12 protein-coding genes are annotated in these 19,108 nt (G+C 68.8%); 7 read left to right on the forward strand and 5 right to left on the reverse strand.

What is annotated here, in order from left to right:
* Positions 1 to 19 precede the first annotated feature (19 nt).
* From BMX85_RS03620 to BMX85_RS03640, 5 genes are all read right to left on the reverse strand, one after another.
* The gene (locus tag BMX85_RS03620; protein WP_090314301.1) at positions 20 to 490 is read right to left on the reverse strand and encodes a molybdenum cofactor biosynthesis protein MoaE; all 471 of its coding nucleotides are present in this window, start codon (positions 488 to 490) and stop codon (positions 20 to 22) included.
* Entirely contained in the window at positions 487 to 3,009 is a 2,523-nt protein-coding gene (locus BMX85_RS03625; RefSeq protein WP_090314302.1) for a DUF349 domain-containing protein, read from the reverse strand. The genes BMX85_RS03620 and BMX85_RS03625 overlap by 4 nt, the downstream gene beginning before the upstream one ends.
* Positions 3,010 to 3,086: 77 nt before the next feature.
* Positions 3,087 to 3,854 (reverse strand): hypothetical protein, encoded by a 768-nt coding sequence (locus tag BMX85_RS03630; RefSeq protein WP_090314303.1) that lies wholly within the window; start codon positions 3,852 to 3,854, stop codon positions 3,087 to 3,089.
* A 161-nt stretch (positions 3,855 to 4,015) separates the two neighbouring features.
* Positions 4,016 to 6,418, reverse strand: a complete 2,403-nt coding sequence (locus BMX85_RS03635) for a bifunctional acetate--CoA ligase family protein/GNAT family N-acetyltransferase (protein ID WP_090314304.1) — start codon at positions 6,416 to 6,418, stop codon at positions 4,016 to 4,018.
* 88 nt (positions 6,419 to 6,506) lie between these two features.
* Entirely contained in the window at positions 6,507 to 7,496 is a 990-nt protein-coding gene (locus tag BMX85_RS03640; protein WP_090314305.1) for a DUF2804 domain-containing protein, read from the reverse strand.
* Positions 7,497 to 7,741: 245 nt separating this feature from the next.
* On the opposite strand from BMX85_RS03640, the gene BMX85_RS03645 reads away from it, so the two are divergent.
* The 7 genes from BMX85_RS03645 to BMX85_RS03675 all read left to right on the forward strand — a co-directional run bounded on the left by BMX85_RS03645 (position 7,742) and on the right by BMX85_RS03675 (position 19,099).
* Positions 7,742 to 10,387 carry a diguanylate cyclase domain-containing protein gene (locus BMX85_RS03645; RefSeq protein ID WP_090314306.1) on the forward strand — a complete coding sequence of 882 codons (2,646 nt, stop codon included), beginning with the start codon at positions 7,742 to 7,744 and terminating at the stop codon, positions 10,385 to 10,387.
* 117 nt (positions 10,388 to 10,504) lie between these two features.
* On the forward strand, positions 10,505 to 11,743 hold the full coding sequence (locus tag BMX85_RS03650; RefSeq protein WP_090314307.1) for an exonuclease SbcCD subunit D C-terminal domain-containing protein: 1,239 nt from the start codon (positions 10,505 to 10,507) through the stop codon (positions 11,741 to 11,743).
* Positions 11,740 to 15,570: an AAA family ATPase gene (locus BMX85_RS03655; protein WP_090314308.1), complete on the forward strand. Its 3,831-nt coding sequence runs from the start codon at positions 11,740 to 11,742 to the stop codon at positions 15,568 to 15,570. The genes BMX85_RS03650 and BMX85_RS03655 overlap by 4 nt, the downstream gene beginning before the upstream one ends.
* A gap of 303 nt (positions 15,571 to 15,873) precedes the next feature.
* Positions 15,874 to 16,461, forward strand: coding sequence for a putative metalloprotease CJM1_0395 family protein (locus BMX85_RS03660; RefSeq protein WP_090314309.1), 588 nt, complete (start codon positions 15,874 to 15,876; stop codon positions 16,459 to 16,461).
* A 59-nt stretch (positions 16,462 to 16,520) separates the two neighbouring features.
* Positions 16,521 to 16,730: a hypothetical protein gene (locus BMX85_RS03665; RefSeq protein WP_008449977.1), complete on the forward strand. Its 210-nt coding sequence runs from the start codon at positions 16,521 to 16,523 to the stop codon at positions 16,728 to 16,730.
* 67 nt (positions 16,731 to 16,797) lie between these two features.
* Positions 16,798 to 17,805, forward strand: coding sequence for a hypothetical protein (locus BMX85_RS03670; protein WP_090314310.1), 1,008 nt, complete (start codon positions 16,798 to 16,800; stop codon positions 17,803 to 17,805).
* A 124-nt stretch (positions 17,806 to 17,929) separates the two neighbouring features.
* Positions 17,930 to 19,099 carry a methyltransferase gene (locus BMX85_RS03675; protein ID WP_090315196.1) on the forward strand — a complete coding sequence of 390 codons (1,170 nt, stop codon included), beginning with the start codon at positions 17,930 to 17,932 and terminating at the stop codon, positions 19,097 to 19,099.
* Positions 19,100 to 19,108 lie beyond the last annotated feature (9 nt).

Consider the following 19,108-nt stretch of genomic DNA (forward strand, 5'->3'; position numbering starts at 1 on the left):
TGCGGCGTGGACGCCGACGCTATTGCCACTTCGCCAGCGCGGCATCGTCGCTGACGCGGGCGTCCACCCAGCGCGCGCCGTCGGGCGTTTGTTCCTTCTTCCAGAACGGCGCTTCGGTCTTCAGATAATCGATGATAAATTCGCAAGCCGCGAACGCTTCGCCGCGATGCGCGGCCGTGGCCGCCACCAAGACGATCTGATCGAGCGGCTTGAGCGGCCCGACCCGATGGATCACCAGCGCGCCGAACGTCGGCCACCGCTGTTTCGCCTGCTCGATGATGGCGCCGATCGACTGCTCGGTCATGCCCGGATAATGCTCCAGCTCCAGCTCCGCCACCGTCGCGCCCTCGTTCAGGTCGCGCACCACGCCGACGAACGTGACGATCGCGCCAACCTTGGGATTGGCGGCGCGCAAGGCGGCCACCTCGGCGCTCAGATCGAAATCTTCGGTCTGGATACGGACCTGGTTCAAGCGCTCATTCAAGCTCATGCGCGCTCCGAGGCGCCGATGCGGCGGAACAGCTGCTCGATGCGGCTGGCGGTGCGGGCGTCGGCCAGGGCCGGCATCGCGCACAGTTGCAGGTACGCGGCGGCCGCCGTCAGCGGCTTCTGGCCGGACTTGAGCGACGATTGCAGCACCTCGACCTGCATTTTCAGGCGCTCGCGGGCGAATTCGGCGCCGCTGTCGACGCCGGCGACGATCTCCAGCCGCAGCACCTCGTCGAGCAGCTTGGCGCGGTTGCGCTCCAGCTGCGCGGCGTAGGCCTCGCGCTTGCCGTCCAACGCGGCCAGCCCGGCCGTGAAGCGTCCGTGCAGCGCGCGCTCGTATTCGGTCGCCAGCGGCGGCAAGGCGGCCCAGCGGGCCTGCCAGTCGGCCGCGTCGATGCCGTCGGCGCCGTCGATACCGCAGATCGCGGCCTCCAGCGCCTGGCACAGCCGCAACTTGTCGCGCAACGCGTTGGCCTGGGCGGCGCCGGCGCGGCGTTTGATCGCCTCCGCCTGACCCTGCACCGCCGCCACGGCGGCCTGGTAGCGCTGTCCGATCTTGGCTTCGGCCGCGCGCGGCACGGTGCCGGACGCGTTCCAGGCGGCGGCGGCGTCGCGCAGCGCCTTGGCGATGGCCGCCAGTTGCGCCTTGTCGTCACCGCTGAAGGTGGCCGTTTCCAGTTCCTTGCAGATGGCCTCGCGCGCGTGCAGATGTTCCTTGCGCTCGTGGTCGGCGGCGTGGGCGGTCTCCTTGCGCTTGGCGAAGATCGCGTCGCAGGCGGCGCGGAAACGCTGCCACAGCGCCTGCTCGACCTTGCGCTCGAGCGGCAGCGCCTTGGCCTGCTCCTGCCAGCGCTCCTGCAAACCGCGCAGCTTGTCGAGCGTGTGGCGCTCCGACGGCTGCAACTGCTCCGCTTCGGCAATCAATTGTTCGCGCTTGGCCGTTTCGATCTTGCGCTGCTCCGACAGCGGCGCCAGCATTTGCGCCAGCGCCTTGTCGAACGCCTGGTCGAGCTTGCGCTTTTCCTTGCGGTCGATGGTGCCCAACCGGCCCCACACCTGGCGCAGGCGCTGGCCGGCGGCGGCGACGTTCTTCAAGTCGGCGTTATCGCTGGCGGCGGCCGCGGCCATCGCATGGGTCTCGTCGATCAGCGCCTGCGCCTTGGCGGCGTTGGCGTGGCGCTCGTCGGCCAGTTGCTTGAAGTGGGCCGCCGCCGGCGCGTAGGCCGTGGTGCAGGCGGCGTCGAAACGCTCCCACAGGCTTTTCGGCGCGTGGCCGGAGACGTTGTCGAGCGACTTCCAGCGCTCGCGCATGCTGCCGACCTTCTTGGCCAGCTCGCTCATCGGCAGGCCCAGCGCCGGCAGTTCCTCGACCGCCTTGACCAGTTCCTCGCGCGAGACGTTGCCGCCCCAGCGGGCCCAGTCGCCCAAGCGCTTGAGCTCGGCGCGCACATGGTTCAGCCTATCGGTCTGCGCGGGCGTCAGGCGGGTTTTATGTTCTTTCAACCATTTGTCGTGCTCGGCGGCATCGTGCAGCGAGCCTTGTTCGAGCGCGGCTTCGAGCGCATCCAGGGTTTCCAGGAACTTCTTGTCGGTTTCCTTGGGCGGCTGCGCCGGCTTGGCGGGTTTGGGTCCCTTGGCCGGCTTCGGCTGCGCCTGGGCGTCGGACGTCGGCGGGGTGTCACCCGGCGCGCCCGCCTCGGACGCCGCATCCGTGGCGGTGGCGCCTGCGGACTCCGGCTCGGCGCCGGACGCCAGAGACGGCTGTGGCTGCGGCTGCGGCTGCGCCGGACGCTGCGCGGCGGCCGACAGCGCGGCGCGCGCCTGCTCGATCGCCTGCGCGAAGTCGCTCAGCAAATGCTTGGGCAGCGCGTTGTGCTCGGGCGCCTGCTGGTAGTCGGCCAGCGCGGCCGCGTGGCGTTCCAGCGCCTGCGCCGCCTCTTCCGGCGCCGGGGCGGCGGCCGGCAACTGACGCACGGCGGCCATCGCATCGATGATGGCGCGCTGCAGATCGACCTGCGCCTCCAGGCGGGCGGCCAACGCCGCGCGGGCGGCGTCGTACGGCACGGCCAGCTCCGGCACGGCCGAGGTGATCTTCCATTGGCGATCGAGCTCGGCGACCTGGTTCGGCGTCAACTTCTCGTCCTGTAACAGGCGGTTCGCAAGGTCGAGGCAGGCTTGCGCCTTTTGCAATTCGGCCTGCCGGTAGCGGATGGCGTCGAGCCGTCCCTGCATCAGCTTGGCGACGCGGCGGTCGGTGTTGCGCATCGCCTGCTGCACCTGCTCCAGATACGGCTGCGATTGCACATGCTCGGCGGCGGCCAGGCGCACGCCGGCGAATTCGCTTTGCAGAATCAGTTCGACGGCGGCCGCTTCATCGCCGGCCAGCGCGGCGGCGCGCTGCGCCTGCTCGTCGCGGCGGCTGGCCGACAACGCGGCGGCGGCGGCCTGCTCCGGGGCCGCCGGAGCGGCGGCGGCGGCTGCCGGCTGGTCGGTAGTGCGCTTGAAGATGAAATCGAACATGGTGCGCTATGTGATGGAGAAAACCACCATCATAGCAAAGCAGGGGGAATTTGCCCGGCGCGCGTGCTATTTAGCGGCTATTTGGTGATGACATCGTCCAGCGGCTGCTGCCGGGCGGTATATAAAGGCGCCGGGGACGATGCCGCGTCGGCGTCGTCGAGCGCCACCGTCGGTATCACTTGCAGGCCCGGAATGCTGATGCGGTCGTCGTCGATCCGGGCGCCGGCGGCGCGGCGGCCCCCGCTCGGTTGCCCCTGCGCCTGCGCCTGCGCCGTGGCCTTGGCCTTGGCCGCCACGGCCGGCGGCGCCTGGTCGCCCAAGGCCACGCCGGAGCGCTTCATCTCCTCCAGGTGCTTGTCATGCATCATCAGCTGGTTGGCGATCGAGAACCAGGTCTCGCCTCCGATCAGACCGCGCGCCATGGCAAACAGTTCCTGCTCTTCTTTTTCGAGCCGCTTGAGCAGCGACGTGCAGCAGGTCTCGATGCTCTCGCACACCTGCTCGACGCGGAAATCGCGCACGTCGGCGATGATGCCGATGCGCTCCTGCAAGGTGCGGATGGCGGCCAGCGCGGCCTGGTTCAGATGGTTGAGCTCGTCGAGCAGCGCGTCGGCGCGCTGGGTCGTTTCGCGCAGCGCCGGAATCAGGTACATCTCGGTCTTGCGCCAATGACAGGCCTGATACAGGCTATTGAGGTTCTCGCACGCGTATTCCAGCTGGGACAGGGTTATGCTGTTCTGCTGCATCAGCGTCGAGCGCACATACTTTTGAAAGGATAACAAACTGAGGCGAACGCTGGACTGTTCGACCGACAGCGCTACCAGGGTATATGTGGCCGTTAACATTCTGACTCCCAAGACTAAAGTTGCGCTCACCCGGAACGGGCGGCAAGAGCGGAAGTGAAAGTGTAAATAAACCCGACACGGACGCCTTGAGCTAGAACAAATAGGACCCCGCGTTTTATTTCATTTGGAACAGCAAATATATATCAACCCGACAACGAACACTATCGCAAAGGCAGTTGGAGACGCACCATTCCCGGTTCTGGATGCGCCGATACCACACCGCCGAATTGGCGCACCAGTTTTTGCACGCCGAAGTTCTCCGACAGCGCGTCGCCAACGATTTCGGCCGTACCATGGGCGCGGAAGTAGTCGACCAGCTTGCCGAACAGGATGGTGCCCAGGCCCTTCCCCTTGAGGTCGGAGCGCACGATGATGGCGAATTCAGCGTGCTGATTGTCGGGATCGGTGACGGCCCGCGCCACCCCCAGGGTTTCCGGCATGCCGTCGGCGCCGTCGCGGGTGGCGATGAAGGCCATCGCGCGGTCGTAGTCGATCTGCGTCAGGCGCGCCAGCTGCGCCGGCGGCAGCTCGCGCATGGCCGAGAAAAAGCGCAGCCGCACGTCGTCCGGATCGAGCGCGTGGAAGAACGCCTGGTGCTGCGGGCCGTCCTCGGGCCGGATCGGCCGCAGCAGGATGCGGCCGCCGTCCCACGCGAGCTCCTGCTCCAGCTCCTGCGGATAGGGCCGGATCGCCAACGCGGTCTTGCCGCGTGGCGGCGCCAGCCGCAGGTGCGCGCCCAGCGCCACCACCGCGCCGCCGGCGGCCAGCAAGGGATTGAGGTCCAGCTCGGCCAGCTCCGGCAACTCGGTCACCATGTCGGCCACCTGCACCAGGGTGCGCACGATGGCGTCGGTGTCGGCCGCCGTCCGCCCCGGTCCATGGCCGAGCAGGCGCGCCACCCGCGTGCGGCCGACCATGTCGCGCGCCAGCACCATGTTCAGCGGCGGCAGGCCGGCGGCGCGGTCGGCCGCGACATCGGCGGCGATGCCGCCCTGGCCGAAGAACACCACCGGCCCGAACACCGGATCGGCGCCGATCTGGATGCGCGCCGCCGCCAGCGTGTGGGCCGACAACGCCGCCTGTTGCGGCGTGGCCAGCGCGATGCCGTACGCGGCCAGCAGCGCCCGCGCTTCATCGTCGGCCAACCCGGCGCGGCCGGCCGCCAGCGCCGCCGCGACCAGCGCGCGCGCCGCCGCCCGTTCCGGCGCCGACGTCGTCGGCAGGCCGGCCGGCACCTCCATCAATAACTCCTGGTTGCGGCGGTACTGGGCGATCTGCACGAAGCCGTGCACCGCCTTCTCGGGCGTGTCGTAGGTGGGCAGGCCGGCGTCGGCGAAGACCTGGCGCGCGGCCGTCACCGAACTGCCGCCGAGCCAGCACGACAGCACGTTCTTGCCGACCGAGCGCATCAACGGCGCCACCGCCTCGGCGATCAGCTGGCTCGACACCATCGCCGTCGGCGCGTGCAGGAACAGCAGCGCGTCGGCCTGCGATTCGCGCAGCAAGGTCGCGACGGCGGCCGCGTAGCGCTCGACGGGCGCGTCGGCCAGCAAATCGACCGGATTGGCCGGCGGCGCGCCGGCCTGCGCCAGCTGCTTGAGCGACTCGGCCGACAACGGCGCCAGCCGCGCGCCACCGGCATCGAGGGCGTCGGCCGCGATCAGTCCCAGCCCGGCGCTGTTGGTCAGCACGGCCAGCCGCTCGCCACGCTGCGGGCGGCGCCGCGCCAGGGTTTCGACGGCGTCGAACAAATCCTCGGTCGAACGCACGCGCAGCATGCCGGCGCGGCGGATCGCGGCGTCGAACACCAGGTCGGCGCCGGGGGCCGGATCGCGCCCGACCTTGAGCACGATGACCGGCTTGCCGCGCGCGGCCAGCCGCCCGGCCGACATGAACTTGCGCGCCGAGCTCAGATGCTCGATGCACAGCACGATCGCGTGGGTGCTGTTGTCGGCGGCCAGATAGTCGAGCAGGTCGCCAAAGTCGACGTCGGCGCCCTCGCCCATGGCGATGCAGCGCGAGAAGCCGATGCCGCGCAACGCCGCCCAATCCAGCACGGCCGCCGCCAGCGCGCCGGATTGCGAAACGAAAGCCAGTTTGCCGTCGCCGGCCGGCAGGTGGTTGAAGCTGGCGTTCAGGCCCAGCGCCGGCGACTGCACGCCGATGCTGCCCGGCCCGAGGATGCGCAGCAGGTGCGGCTTGGCCGCGTCCAGCATCGCCTGGCGCAAGGTGCCGGAACGGCCGTCGGTGGCCGTCATGACGATCGTCGCCTTGGTGCCGCGCGCCCCCAGCTCGGCGATCAGCCCGGGGATGCCGGTCGGCGGCGTGCAAATGATGGCCAGCTCCGGCGCCGCCGGCAGGGCCGACACCCTGGCGTAACAAGGCATGCCGCGCAGCTGGGCGTACTTGGGATTGACCGGCCACACCGCGCCGCCAGCGGCGATGAACGATCCTTGCAGCAGATTGTCCAGCGCGCGCGTGCCGATGCGATCGGGCTTGTCCGACGCGCCGATCACGGCCACCGAGCGCGGTTGAAACAGTCGGTCGAGATTCCTGATGCTCATGGCGGGCGTTCCCAGGGTTGGTCCAGCTTACCAGCGTGGAGTACGGCGTGGACTACGGCGTCGACTACGGCGCAGATTACAGCGTAGCTTACCAGCGCGACGCGTGATCCTCGGTCACGCCCATCATTTGCGTGACGATGCGTTTCGGCTGATCCGGCGCACTGCGCACCCAGCCGCTGAAGGTGCCGACCGGCTGCAGATAGCGGCTGGCCGCGAACAGCGTCTTCTTGTTGTCGCGGCGCGCGCCCTCCGGCGTGAAGTACAGCTCCAGCAAATCGTCTTCGGTGAAGATATGCCATTGCGACAACGGATCGCTGCTATCGTACAGGAAGTGCGCCGGCGCCAGCGCGTGCACGTCGCCATCGAGCCACAGCGCGTTCTCGTGCCCGCGAAAATAGCCGGCCTGCAGGTTGAACCCCATCTCCAGCGTATGCGCCGAGGCCCAGCGCCACGCGGTCTCGCGCGCCAGCAGCCCGTTCGAATAATCGAAGCTGGCCACGCCGCCGGCCAGGTCGTAGTCCTCGCGCCAGGTGCGCACCTCGCCGGTCAGCGGCATGCCGGACGATTTTTGCGTCGCGTGCACCGACCCGCGCGCCACCGGCCCGGTCGCCAGCAGCAGCGGCGCGGCGCCCGGTCCGAACGCGGCGTCGATCTCCAGGAAATCGCAGCGCAGCGACAGTTCGTAGCGGCCCGCGCCGTCGCTGTCGATGGCGATGCGGTCGCCGCCGCGCTGGAACCAGCTGCCGCCCCCGGCGTGCCCGGCCAGCCGCGCCGAGCGGCCCGGCAGGCCGTCCTGCGAGAAATTGGCCAGCATGTCGCCGTCGTTGCGGTCGAAGGCGTAGGCGAACGCGGTGCAGGCCCAGCCCACATCGACGATGGCGACCGCGCAGAACACCCGCTCGGTGCACAGCGCCACGTAATGCCAGCGCTTGTGGTGGAAGCGCCGCCACAGCGGCCCGCGCGCGAACGGCGCGGCCAGGCGGGTCCAGTCGATGGGACCGGTCTGACCGGCGTAGCGGCCGAACAGCGGCTGACCGTCGGGACCGACCAGGCCGGCGGGCGCGGCGGGCAAACTCATGCCACGCCCCGCAAGGCGGTCGGCGACATCGGCGGCGTTATCAATTCGATCAAGTTTGTTCCTTCGCGCACCAGCGCGGCACTGAATGTGGGACTGAAATCAGCCGCTATTTTAATAAGGAAATCACTACCACCTGTGAACGGAATGCATTTTTTTTGGCCGGGCCAACAGGAAACGGGATACAAAGCGCGTATTTCCGTGCAGAATATCCACTCATGGCGCCTGTTCCCGCTACCGTTGACTCGATGACCGCACACACAGATAGCCCGACGCTCGATTCCTTGCGCACGCTGTATCGTTCGATGCTGCTGCCGGCCTTTGCGCTGTTGGTGCTCGCGCTCATGTGGTCGGCGGTGGTCTACCAGGTGCGGCAGGAAAAGAAAAGCGCCCGCTTCGAGGCCGTGCTGCACAGTCAATCGCTGGCGCACACGCTGGCCGAACACGCCAACCACCTGCTGCGCCAGACCGAGCACGCCACGCAGCTGTTCAAGCTCCAGTACGAGGCTTCCGGCGGCGCGCTGCGGCTGGCCGAATTCACCAGCGATGACGGCATGCTCGACACGCTGATGCCGACCAAATTCAATCTGCCGTTCGCACGCCTGGACGCCGCCGGCAAGGTGGTCGACAGCAGCAACGGCTATTTCGCGCAGGACCTGAGCGGCCAGGCCTTCTTCAAAAGCCACGCCGCCAGCGCCGAGCAACGCACCGTGGTGGCCACGCCGGTGGTCGAGCCGCGCACCAACAAATGGCAGATCCAGATTTCGCGCCGCCTCGACGGGCCGCGCGGGCAGTTCGCCGGCGTGGTCCTGGCGCTGCTCGACCCGGCCGACCTGGTCGACGACCACGACCGCGTCAGCGTCGACAACGGCGGCGCGGTGATCTTGCTCAGCCGCGAGAACGGCCTGGCCACCGCCCGCATCGACGAGCAACTGGTGATCGGCGACGCCATCGACTTTCGCGTGGTGCCGCGCAGCCCCACGCGCCCCGCCGACGAACTGATGCTCAAACGCCCGTTCGACGCCGTCGACCGCATCTACGGCTATGCGGAGATGCCGCGCTACCTGCTGATGGCGGCGGTCGGCAATCCGGTCCCCAGCGCCATGGCCGGTTTCACCAAACGGCGCACGTTGTACTACGGCGCGGTGACGGTGGCGTCGCTGCTGGTGCTGGCCGTGGTCGGACTGCTGATGCGCCAGGCGCGGCGCGTGCGCGACAGCGCGCGGCAGGTCATCGAGGCCCAGTTGCTGCTGCGCGCGGCCGCCGACGCCAGCCTCGACGCGCTGTACCTGCTCAAGGCCCGGCGCGCGCCCGGCGCGGCGGGCCAGATCACCGATTTCGTCATCGCCGACCTGAACGAACACGCCGCCGAGCGGCTGGGCTACCAGGGCCGCGAGATCAAGGGCCGGCCGCTGCGCGAGGTGGCGCCGCACCTGCACAGCAGCGGGCTGGTGGAAAAATTCAAGCAGGTGATGGCCACCGGCCGGCCGCTGGAGGAGGAAGTCGAGCGCGACGTGGCCGAAACCGGAGCGTCGGGCGAGCGCTGGCTGCACCGCCAGATCGTCGCGATCGACAACGGCGTGGCCGTGACCACGCGCGACATCACGCCGCACAAGGAGGCCGAGCTGGCAATGCGCAAGAACCAGGCGGAGCTCGCCGCCGTCAACGACGCCTCGCCACTGGGCCTGATCCGCGCCGACGCCGCCGGCAAATGCACGTATGTCAACCGCACCTTCGAATTCATCACCGGCCTGCGGCGCGAGGAGGCGCTGGGCGACGCCTGGATGCGCGCGGTCCATCCGAGCGACCGCCCGGTGCTCAAGACGGCCCTGCGGCGCATGGTCAAAACGCGGCTGCCGTACCAGGACACGCTGCGCTGCATCCACCCGGACGGCATGATGATCTGGATCTCGTTCAAGGCCGCCCCCATGGTCGTCGACGGCCGGGTGTACGGCTACGTGGGCACGGTCGACGACATCACCCACGTGCGCAAATCGGTCATGGCGCTGCGCGAAAGCGAGGCGCGGCTGCGCACCATCACCGACACGCTGCCGGCGATGATCGCCTATATCGATTACGAAGAGGTGTACCGCTTCCATAACATCGCCTACGAGCGCGAATTCAACCGCGGCGCCATGACGGTGTTGGGCAAGACCATCCGCCATACCGTCGGCGAGCAGCGCTACGCGGTGCTGGCGCCCTACATCCGGCGCGTGCTGGCCGGGGAGGCGCTGACGTTCGAGGAGGACGACAACAGCGGCGCGGGCGAGCGCACCTTCGAAGTCGACTACATTCCGCAGCGCGACGAGGACAATGTCACGGTAATGGGCTTTCACGTCATGCGCCAGGACGTGACGGCGCAAAAGCATGAGAAACAGCGGCTGCTCAAGCTCTCGCAGGTGGACGCGCTGACCGGCCTGACCAACCGCGCCGGCTTCCTGCAACGGCTCAACGAGAGCATGGCCGCCAGCCGCGACGGCGGCGGCATGATGGCGGTGATGTACATGGATATCGACCGTTTCAAGCCGGTCAACGACACTTATGGCCACAGCGTCGGCGACGCGCTGCTGAAGATTTTCTCGGCGCGCCTGACCCACGCGATGCGCGCCAGCGACACCATCGCGCGGCTCGGCGGCGACGAGTTCACCGTCATCACGGAGCGCATCCACCGGGTCGAGGACGCCGCCGCGCTGGCCGCCAAGATCGTCGGCGTGATGCAGGCGCCGTTCGACTTGAGCGGGACGGTGGTGTCGGTGTCGGCCAGCATCGGACTTGCCTTTTATCAAGGCGAGGACATCACCCCGGCGGAGTTGCTCAACCGCGCCGACATGTTGTTGTACGAGGCCAAGCAGGCCGGCCGCAACACCTACCGCACCGGCGCGGCGCTGGCGTAACGATCGCCGTAAAAACCGCCGACTCGTCATTTCTCAACTCGTGCCGGGCCGTCTTGCGCTATATTGTGCGCTTCCCGGCTGTTTTGCTGTTTTTTGCTGTTTCCACTACACATCTCCATGCGTCTGCTGCACACCTCCGACTGGCATCTCGGCCAATCCCTGCATAATTTCGAACGTCACTACGAACACCAGCGCTTCCTCGACTGGCTGCTCGACACCGTCGTCAGCGAGCGTGCCGACGCCCTGCTGATCGCCGGCGACATCTTCGACAACGCCAATCCGTCGTCGGCCTCGCAAAAGCAGCTGTACCGCTTCCTGCAGCGGGCCAGGGAACGCGTGCCGCACCTGAACCTGATCGTCATCGCCGGCAACCACGACTCGCCGGGCCGCCTGGAGGCTCCCGGCCCGTTGCTCGAGGCGCACGGCACCCGCGTGGTCGGCGCCGTGCAGCGCGACGCCGACGGCGCCATCGACATCGAGTCGCTGGTGCTGCCGCTGACCGGCAGCGGCGGCGCCATCGAGGCCTGGTGCCTGGCGGTGCCGTTCCTGCGTCCGGGCGACGTGCCGAGAATGCCGGCCGGCGAAGACAACGACGGCGCGGCCGATCCCTACCTGGCCGGCATCGCCCTGCTGTACAAACAGGCGCTGGAACTGGCATTGGCCAAGCGCCGGGACGGCCAGGCGATACTGGCGATGGGCCACTGCCACATGGTCGACGGCCAGATGTCGAACGATTCCGAACGCCGCATCGTCATCGGCGGCACCGAGATGCTGCCGGCCGGGATCTTCGACCCCGCCATCGCCTACGCCGCGCTGGGGCATCTGCACCTGGCGCAGGCGGTCGGCAAGCAGGACCACATCCGCTATTGCGGCAGCCCGATACCGCTGTCGTTCGCGGAAATCGGCTACCAGCACCAGGTCCTGCGCATCGATATCGATGGCGCGGCCGTAAGCGCGATCTCGCCGATCCACGTGCCGCGCGCGGTGGAGCTGCTGCGCGTTCCGGCCAGGCCGGCGCCGCTGGCGCAGGTGCTGGAGGAACTGGCGGCGCTGGACGTGGCGCACGCCCCGACCGACCAGCAACCCTTCCTGGAGGTGCGCGTGCGGCTCGACGCGCCGGAGCCCGGCCTGCGCTCGCGCATCGAAGCCGCGCTGGAAGGCAAGCCGGTAAGGCTGGCGAAGATTGAGACCTCCAGCGCCGCGCGCGCCTCGTCGATCGACAGCGACGTGATGACGCTCGACCAGCTGGAACAGCTCAAGCCGGACGACATCTTCCGCCAGCTTTATCAGCAACGCTTCGGCAACGACGCTCCGTCCGAACAACTGAGCGCCTTCGCGGAGTTGATGCTGCCATGAGGATCCTGAAAATCGGCGGCAAGAACCTGGCCTCGCTGGCCGGCGAATTCGGCGTGGACTTCGAAAGCGAGCCGCTGGCCTCGACCGGCCTGTTCGCCATCAGCGGCCCGACCGGCGCCGGCAAAAGCACGCTGCTCGACGCGCTTTGCCTGGCCTTGTACGACGCCACGCCGCGCCTGCTCAAGGTCGCGGGGCGCAACTACCTGACCGACGTCGGCGCCGAAACCGTCTCCACCCAGGACACGCGCACCCTGCTGCGCCGGGGCACGGCCGAAGGCTACGCCGAAGTCGATTTCGTCGGCAACGACGGCGCCTCCTACCGCGCGCGCTGGAGCGTGCGGCGCTCGCGCACCAAGGCCGAAGGCGCGTTGCAGCCGACGGCGATGACGTTGCTGTTGCTGCCGGCGCTGCAACCGATCGGCGGCACCAAGACCGAAGTGAAGGCGGAGATCGAAAAGCGCATCGGCCTGTCGTTCGAACAGTTCACGCGCGCCGTGCTGCTGGCGCAGAACGAATTCTCGGCTTTCCTCAAGTCCGAGGACAACGAACGCGGCGAGCTGCTCGAGACGCTGACCGGCAGCACCATCTACACCGAGATTTCGATGCGCGCCTTCGAGCGCGCGAAGCTGGAACAACTGGCGCTGCAAAAGCTGAACGCGCGCCTGGCCGACCAGAAGCCGCTCGGCGCCGAGCAACGTGGCGAGATCGAAGCGCAAGGCCTGGCCGCCGCCGAAGCGCTGCAAGGACTGGAACAGCGCAAGGCGGAGCTGGAACAGGAACTGCGCTGGCACAAGCAGGCGGAAAAGCTGAAAGAGGACGAACTGGCCGCGCAGCAGGCCAGCGAGCTGGCCGCCGCCGAAGCGCAGGCGGCCGCGCCCCAGCGCGGCGCCCTCGCCCGCATCCTCGCCGTGCAGCCGGCGCGCCCGCTGGCCGACGACATCCGCCGCATCGACGCCGACATCGCCGCCACCCACGCCACCATCGCCGCCAGCACCCAGGCGGCGGCCGACGCCGCGCTGGCACTCGAGCGCGCCGGCGCCGCCCATACGCAAGCGGCAGCACAATTACTGGAGGCGGAGAACGCGCAACGCGCCGCCGCCCCGCTGCTCGACCAGGCCAAGGCGCTGGACGCGCGCATCGAAGCGATGCTGCCGGCCTACCGTCAGGCGTCCGCCGCATGCGAAAAAGCCGATCAAGCCGATGCCGCCGCCAAGGCGGCGATGCAGTCCAAGCAGGACGAGCGCCTGCGCCTGGACGCGCAGCAAGCGGCCGGCGTCACCTGGCTGGGCCAGCACAAACAATGGAAAACCCTGGCGCAATCTTGGGAACGCTGGGACGTGTTGTTCGTGCAGGCCGGCCAGGCCGCGTCGCAGGCAGAAAAGCTCGGCAACGCCGTCGCCCGCGTGCAGCGCAACGCCAAGGCGCATCGCGACGACGAGGCCGATGCCAGCGCCAAGCTGGCGACATCGAACGCCGTGTTGCAAACGCTGGAGGCGCGGCGCCAGGACGCGACCCGGGCGCTGGCCGCGTTCTCCCCTGAACAGTTGCAGGCGACGCGCAGCGGCTGGGAGCAACGCCGCGACCTGCTGGCGGGCGCCGAGAAAATATGGATAGAGCTGGAAGCGCGCCAGCAGCGCGGCGCGCAGATCGCGGCGCAATCGGCGCAGCTGCGGCAGGCGATGGCGGCTGCCGAGCAGCAGTTGGCGGCGGCGCAGCAGGAAAACATCGCCATCATGGCCGCGTTCTCGCAGGCGGAGCGTTCGCTGAAGCTGGCGGAGGCCGCGTGCGCGGAGAACGTCGAATCGCTGCGGGCCTCGCTGGAGGACGATACGCCCTGCCCGGTGTGCGGCGCGCATGAACATCCGTACCGCCACAACGACGGACCGCTGCAGGCGATGCTCGGCGGGCTGCTGGACGAAGTGACGCGCTGCCGCCGGCAGATGGAAGACAACGTCAATCGGCAGGCAGCCCAGCGCGCGACCGTGCAAGCCAGCCTGGATCAGCTGCAGGTGCTGGCGACCGAAGACCGTGGCGTGCGGCAGGCGCTGGAAAAAACCAGCGCCGCCTGGAGCGCCCATCCGCTGGTCTCGGGCGGCGCCGCGCAGCCTCGCTTGCCGGCGGAATCCGAACGGACCGACTGGTTCACGTCCGAGCTGGAAGCCGCGCGCGGCGCCCTGCAAGCGGCCGAGCGACAGGAGCTGGCGCTGCACGCGGCCCGCAACGCCCGCGACCAGGCGCAGTCGGCCTGGGACGTGGCGTCGGCGGAGCACGCGCGCCTGCAGGGCGTGGCGTCGAACGCGCAGACCGCGCTGGCGCTGGCCAATACCGAATACAAGGCGCTGGAAGACCAGCGCATCGAAGTGGCGCTGACACTCGGCGCGCTGCTGTCGGACCTGGACGCGGCCTTCAGCGGCGGCGACATGCCGAGCGACGAATGGAAGGACGACTGGAAAACAGGCCCGGCGCGATTCCACGCCGCGCGCCAGGCCGAAAGCAAGCAATGGCTGGCGCAGCGGGCCGCGTACGATGAACGCGGTGCCGCCCTGGCGACCATCGACGTCGAGCTGAAAGGCTTGCACGACGCCCTGGCCAAGACCGGCCAGGATGCGCTCAGCGCCCGCGAAGCCTGGAACGCCGCCGATGCCGCATTGCGCGCCATGCAGGAACAACGCATGCAACTATGGGGCGGCAAACAGGTGCGCGAAGTCGAACAGGCGCTCGCCGCCGCCATCGACAACGCCAGATCGCAGCTGTCCAGCCGCCAGCAGGCCGTCGAGCAGGCGACGCAAACCAGAACGCGGCTGGACGAGGCGCTGGCGCAGGCGGGCCACCGGCTGGCCGCGCTGCGCGCGTCCACCACGGCCGCCGCCAACGACCTGGCGGCGTGGCTGGCCGCATTCCAGCAGCGCCAACCCGCCGACGATGCACACAATCTGCGCGATCTCGACCACCTGCACGCGCTGCTGGCCCACACCGCCGACGATATCGACGCGCGGCGCAACGCGCTGCAAGCGATCGACCGCGCCGCCGACAACGCCGCCACCGTTTTGAAGGAACGCCAACGCCAGCGCGAGCAGCACCAGTTGTCGGCGCCGCCAATGCGTGCCCCAGCGACCGAGGGCCCGACGCCCGGCATGGCCGACCTGCCCGAGTCGCCGGTCGCCGCCCTCGCCTCCGCCCTCAATGACTTGATGGCCGAACGCAAAGCCGCCCACGACGCCGCGACCGCGCTGCAACTGGCGCTGGCGCAGGACGACGCCAAGCGCCGCCAATCGCAGTCGATGCTGGCCGAAATCGAGCGGCAGGAGGCGATCGAACAGCGCTGGTCGCGCATGAGCGACTTGATCGGCTCGGCCGACGGCAAGAAGTTCCGCAACTACGCGCAGCAGTTCACGCTGGACGTGTTGCTCGGCTACGCCAACGCCCACCTGAACCACCTCGCGCGCCGCTACCAGCTGGAACGCATCAACAATCCGGCCAGCCCGTCGCTGGCGCTGCTGGTGCGCGACCAGGACATGGGCGGCGAAATGCGCTCGGTGCATTCGCTCTCCGGCGGCGAATCGTTCCTGGTGTCGCTGGCGCTGGCGCTGGGACTGGCGTCGCTGTCGTCGAACCGGGTGCGGGTCGAATCGCTGTTCATCGACGAGGGCTTCGGCAGCCTCGATGCGGAAACGCTGCGCGTCGCCATGGATGCGCTGGACGGCTTGCAGGCCATGGGCCGCAAGGTCGGCGTCATCTCCCACGTGCAGGAGATGACGGAGCGGATCGCCACCAAGATCCTGGTGCAGCCGTCCGCCGGCGGCCGCAGCACGATCACCGTCACCTGAGCGGTAGTGCGGGCGTCACCGCTTGGGCGGCCCTCCCCGCTCGAGCTTTAACAACTCCCAACCCAGCTCGCGCCGGATCTGTTCAGGATCCGGCGGCGGGCGCCGTTCCTCGATCTGATGCCGCAACCACTGTCGCACGGACTCTTTGCTCGGTTGCTTCCTGTCTTCCATGGCCTTTGCCTCTTGATGGAATGATCCCTGGTGAGACCATAACGCCACGGCTGGTACGGGTGTTGACGGCGAATTTGCAAGCAATTGCGACAAATTTGCTATCATGAATGCATCAGTTCGGAAGCTACTTTCATGAGCATTGGCGCCGTATCAAGCAGTTCCGCGACCCAGCCGCCCGAGCGCGCCGCGCCCGAGGCACGGGAGAACGCGTCCGCGCCGGTCGGTTCCAAGACCGCCGCCACGGAGGGCGCCTCCACCACCACGCTGACACCCGAAGCCCTGAAGCTGATCGACGAGCTCAAAGCGCGCGACGCCGAGGTGCGCCAGCACGAGCAGGCGCACATGGCGGCGGCCGGCGGCCTGGCGCTGTCCGGCGCGTCCTACACCTATCAACGCGGCCCGAATGGCGTCAATTACGCCACCGGCGGCGAAGTGCGGATCGACACCGCGTCCGGCGCCACGCCCGAAGAGACCATCGCCCGCGCGGCGACCATCCGGGCGGCGGCGCTGGCGCCGGCCGGCCCGTCGGGCGCCGACCGCGCCGTGGCCGCCCAGGCGCAGCAAATGGAAACCGAGGCGCGCGCGGAACTGGCGCAGCGGCAGTCGCAGGAGGCGGCAGGCGCCACCCGGCAGCAGGACCTGTCGGGCGCGTCGGAGCGCATGCGCCGCGCCTACGGCGCCGAAGCGCCATCCCGGCCCGCGCTGAATGTCTCCGCATAAGTGTGCGTTCGGGGGGCGGTGATAAAATCCCGCCTTTGCCTCTCGCTTCCGGATCAATCATGTTAAAAGCACCACGCACCCTCACCTTCAAATGCGCGAAATGCGCCAAGGCGGTCCAAGTCCGCCTGCAAAAAGTCTCGGCCTGCTCGCACATCCAGCCCTACCTGGGCATTTGCGCGTGCGGCGAGGTCAAACACCACGCCATCGGCCAAAAAGACGCGGTTGCATCGTACCTGGCCGCCCCGGAAGGCTGGACCCACCACCACTAATCGGCGGTCGGCCCTCAAGTTTTCCGGCGCACGACCGTTATATAAGTATTACTAAACGGAAACTGCCATGTCCACTCTCTCCGCACTCGGCGCCCGTGCTTTGCCGGCGTCCTACACTGCCGCCACGCCCCAAACCGACGGCAAGACCACCGGCACGCCCGCCACGCAAAAGAGCAACAGCGCAGCGTCCTCGCCGCTTTCCCTGTCCAGCAACGCGCTGGACATGCAAAAACGTGTCGCCTCGATCGGCACCTCGACCGTCGATTTCGCCGAAGACCTGATGAACAGCTTCACCCAGGCGCTGTTCGGCGACGCCGCCAAAGGCGCCACCATCGACTACGACTCGGCCAGCCTGGATGCCTCCTCCAGCTACGCGCTCGGCGTGCGGCAAAGTTCGGGGCCGGACGGCACGCGCTCGCTGGCCGCCTTCAGTTTGAACGACAGCGCGCACTTCATCGGCAAGGGCACCATCACCACCGCCGACGGCCGCAAATTCGACTTCGAAGTCGAAGTCAAATACGATTACCGGCTCGACGCCGCCGCCAGCCAGGCCAGCGGCGGCGCGCCGAAGGCCGACCAGGCCGGCAACAACGCCAGCGAGCGGGCCGCCGACCGCGCCGGCGACAACGCCGCGGACAAGCCGCAAACCGTGGACCTGCCCAGCGTGCGGCTGCCGAACATCGACTTCGCCGGCACCCTGGCCGACCTGTTCGAGTTGATCGGCCGCGATCTGCAAACGGCGCTGGCGACCACCGGCGACGACGGCAGCCAAACCGGCGACGGCGTCGACCGCAACGCGCTGCGCAGCCTTTCGCTGCGGCTGCTCAATCTGGTCGACAGCAGGGAAGCCAACACCTACATCGCGCCGACGCAGGCCGACCAGGCCAAATCGGCGGCGGCCTACGGCGGCCAGGCCGGCGCCGCCGACAAGGTCACCGGCGGCCCGTCGGGGATCGTCGATGCGGCGCTGGAAGCGGCCAAGCCGGCCGCCGTGCCCGCGGCCGATGCCGACGCCGCGCCGGCCGACACCGTCGCCGCCGACGACGGCAAAGGCGCCGCCGCCGGCGCAAGCTGACCGCCAAGTATAATAAGCGCCTCGACACACGCAAACGCCGCAGGGATGAATCGCATCCCCGGCGTTTTTTGTGCTTGTCTTTTTCCCATCATTAGCATCCGCTTATTCCTACCGATTGCCCGACATGCCCGTACAAACCTCCTCGTCCCCGATTCCGCAGCAGATACACTGGGAGGAAAACGGCGTGCAGTGCTCCGCGCGCTGGCGCTCCGAGGCCGGCATGCCGCCGCCCAAGCGCGTGATGATCGCCGACGACCGCACCAACGCCGATGTCGCCTACCGGATGGCCTGCGAAGGCACCGCCCTGCTGTGGCGCGGCGACTTCCAGAACGCCCGCCAGCTGCTGCAAGCGCTGGCGCGCCGCGCCGACGTCAAAGGCAAGCCGTCGAAAAAAGCCAAACCGGCCAAGGCCCCGGCCACGCCGACCGAAGCGTTCCACCTGCACCGCCAGGCGCAATCGCAGCGCGCCCGCACGCTGGCCATGCTGCTGATCCCTTTCGCCGAGGGCTACACCATTCCGCTGCGCCGCGCGCCGGACGTGCAACTGGCCTGCAACGAAGCCTATGGCCGTTTCGAGGAACCGTTCATCGCCTCGCTGCGCGAGCTGCTTGGCCTGATCGGCGCCCACGAATGGCGCCGCACCGGCGTCGAGATCCCGGCGCTGGACGCGCGCATCCATCCGCACTACGGCGTGTTCTCGCCGGTGCGCGGCGAATACGTCGAGCTGGTGGCCGGCACGCCGCTGCCGGCCGGCGTCAAGCTGGCCTACGACATCGGCGCCGGCACCGGCGTGCTGTCGGCGGTGCTGGCCAGGCGCGGCGTGGCCCGCGTGATCGGCACCGACCAGGACCCGCGCGCGCTCAGCTGCGCGCGCGAAAACCTGGCGCGCCTCGATCTGGACGGCCAAATCGAACTGCGGCAGGTGGACCTGTTCCCCGAGGGCCGCGCGCCGCTGGTGGTGTGCAACCCGCCGTGGGTGCCGGCGCGCCCGAGCTCGCCGATCGAATACGCCGTCTACGATCCGGACAGCCGCATGCTGCGCGGCTTCCTGGCCGGCCTGGCCGACCACCTGACGCCGGGCGGCGAAGGCTGGCTGATCCTCTCCGACCTGGCCGAGCACCTGGGCCTGCGTCCGCGCGAGGAGCTGATGGCGTGGATCGCCGCCGCCGGCCTCAAGGTGCTCGAGCGCCACGACGTGCGCCCGACGCACCCGCGCGCCGCCGACACGTCCGATCCGCTGCACGCGGCGCGCGCCGCCGAGGTGACGTCGCTGTGGCGCCTGGCGGCCGCGTAATCCGGGAGA

The organism is Duganella sp. CF517, from assembly GCF_900110275.1.
GTDB lineage: Bacteria > Pseudomonadota > Gammaproteobacteria > Burkholderiales > Burkholderiaceae_D > Rugamonas.

Coding starts and splice junctions, on each gene's coding strand:
- BMX85_RS03620 (WP_090314301.1), bottom strand. CDS start 490: ATGAGCTTGAATGAGCGCTTGAACCAGGTCCGTATCCAGACCGAAGAT.
- BMX85_RS03625 (WP_090314302.1), bottom strand. CDS start 3,009: ATGTTCGATTTCATCTTCAAGCGCACTACCGACCAGCCGGCAGCCGCC.
- BMX85_RS03630 (WP_090314303.1), bottom strand. CDS start 3,854: ATGTTAACGGCCACATATACCCTGGTAGCGCTGTCGGTCGAACAGTCC.
- BMX85_RS03635 (WP_090314304.1), bottom strand. CDS start 6,418: ATGAGCATCAGGAATCTCGACCGACTGTTTCAACCGCGCTCGGTGGCC.
- BMX85_RS03640 (WP_090314305.1), bottom strand. CDS start 7,496: ATGAGTTTGCCCGCCGCGCCCGCCGGCCTGGTCGGTCCCGACGGTCAG.
- BMX85_RS03645 (WP_090314306.1), top strand. CDS start 7,742: ATGACCGCACACACAGATAGCCCGACGCTCGATTCCTTGCGCACGCTG.
- BMX85_RS03650 (WP_090314307.1), top strand. CDS start 10,505: ATGCGTCTGCTGCACACCTCCGACTGGCATCTCGGCCAATCCCTGCAT.
- BMX85_RS03655 (WP_090314308.1), top strand. CDS start 11,740: ATGAGGATCCTGAAAATCGGCGGCAAGAACCTGGCCTCGCTGGCCGGC.
- BMX85_RS03660 (WP_090314309.1), top strand. CDS start 15,874: ATGAGCATTGGCGCCGTATCAAGCAGTTCCGCGACCCAGCCGCCCGAG.
- BMX85_RS03665 (WP_008449977.1), top strand. CDS start 16,521: ATGTTAAAAGCACCACGCACCCTCACCTTCAAATGCGCGAAATGCGCC.
- BMX85_RS03670 (WP_090314310.1), top strand. CDS start 16,798: ATGTCCACTCTCTCCGCACTCGGCGCCCGTGCTTTGCCGGCGTCCTAC.
- BMX85_RS03675 (WP_090315196.1), top strand. CDS start 17,930: ATGCCCGTACAAACCTCCTCGTCCCCGATTCCGCAGCAGATACACTGG.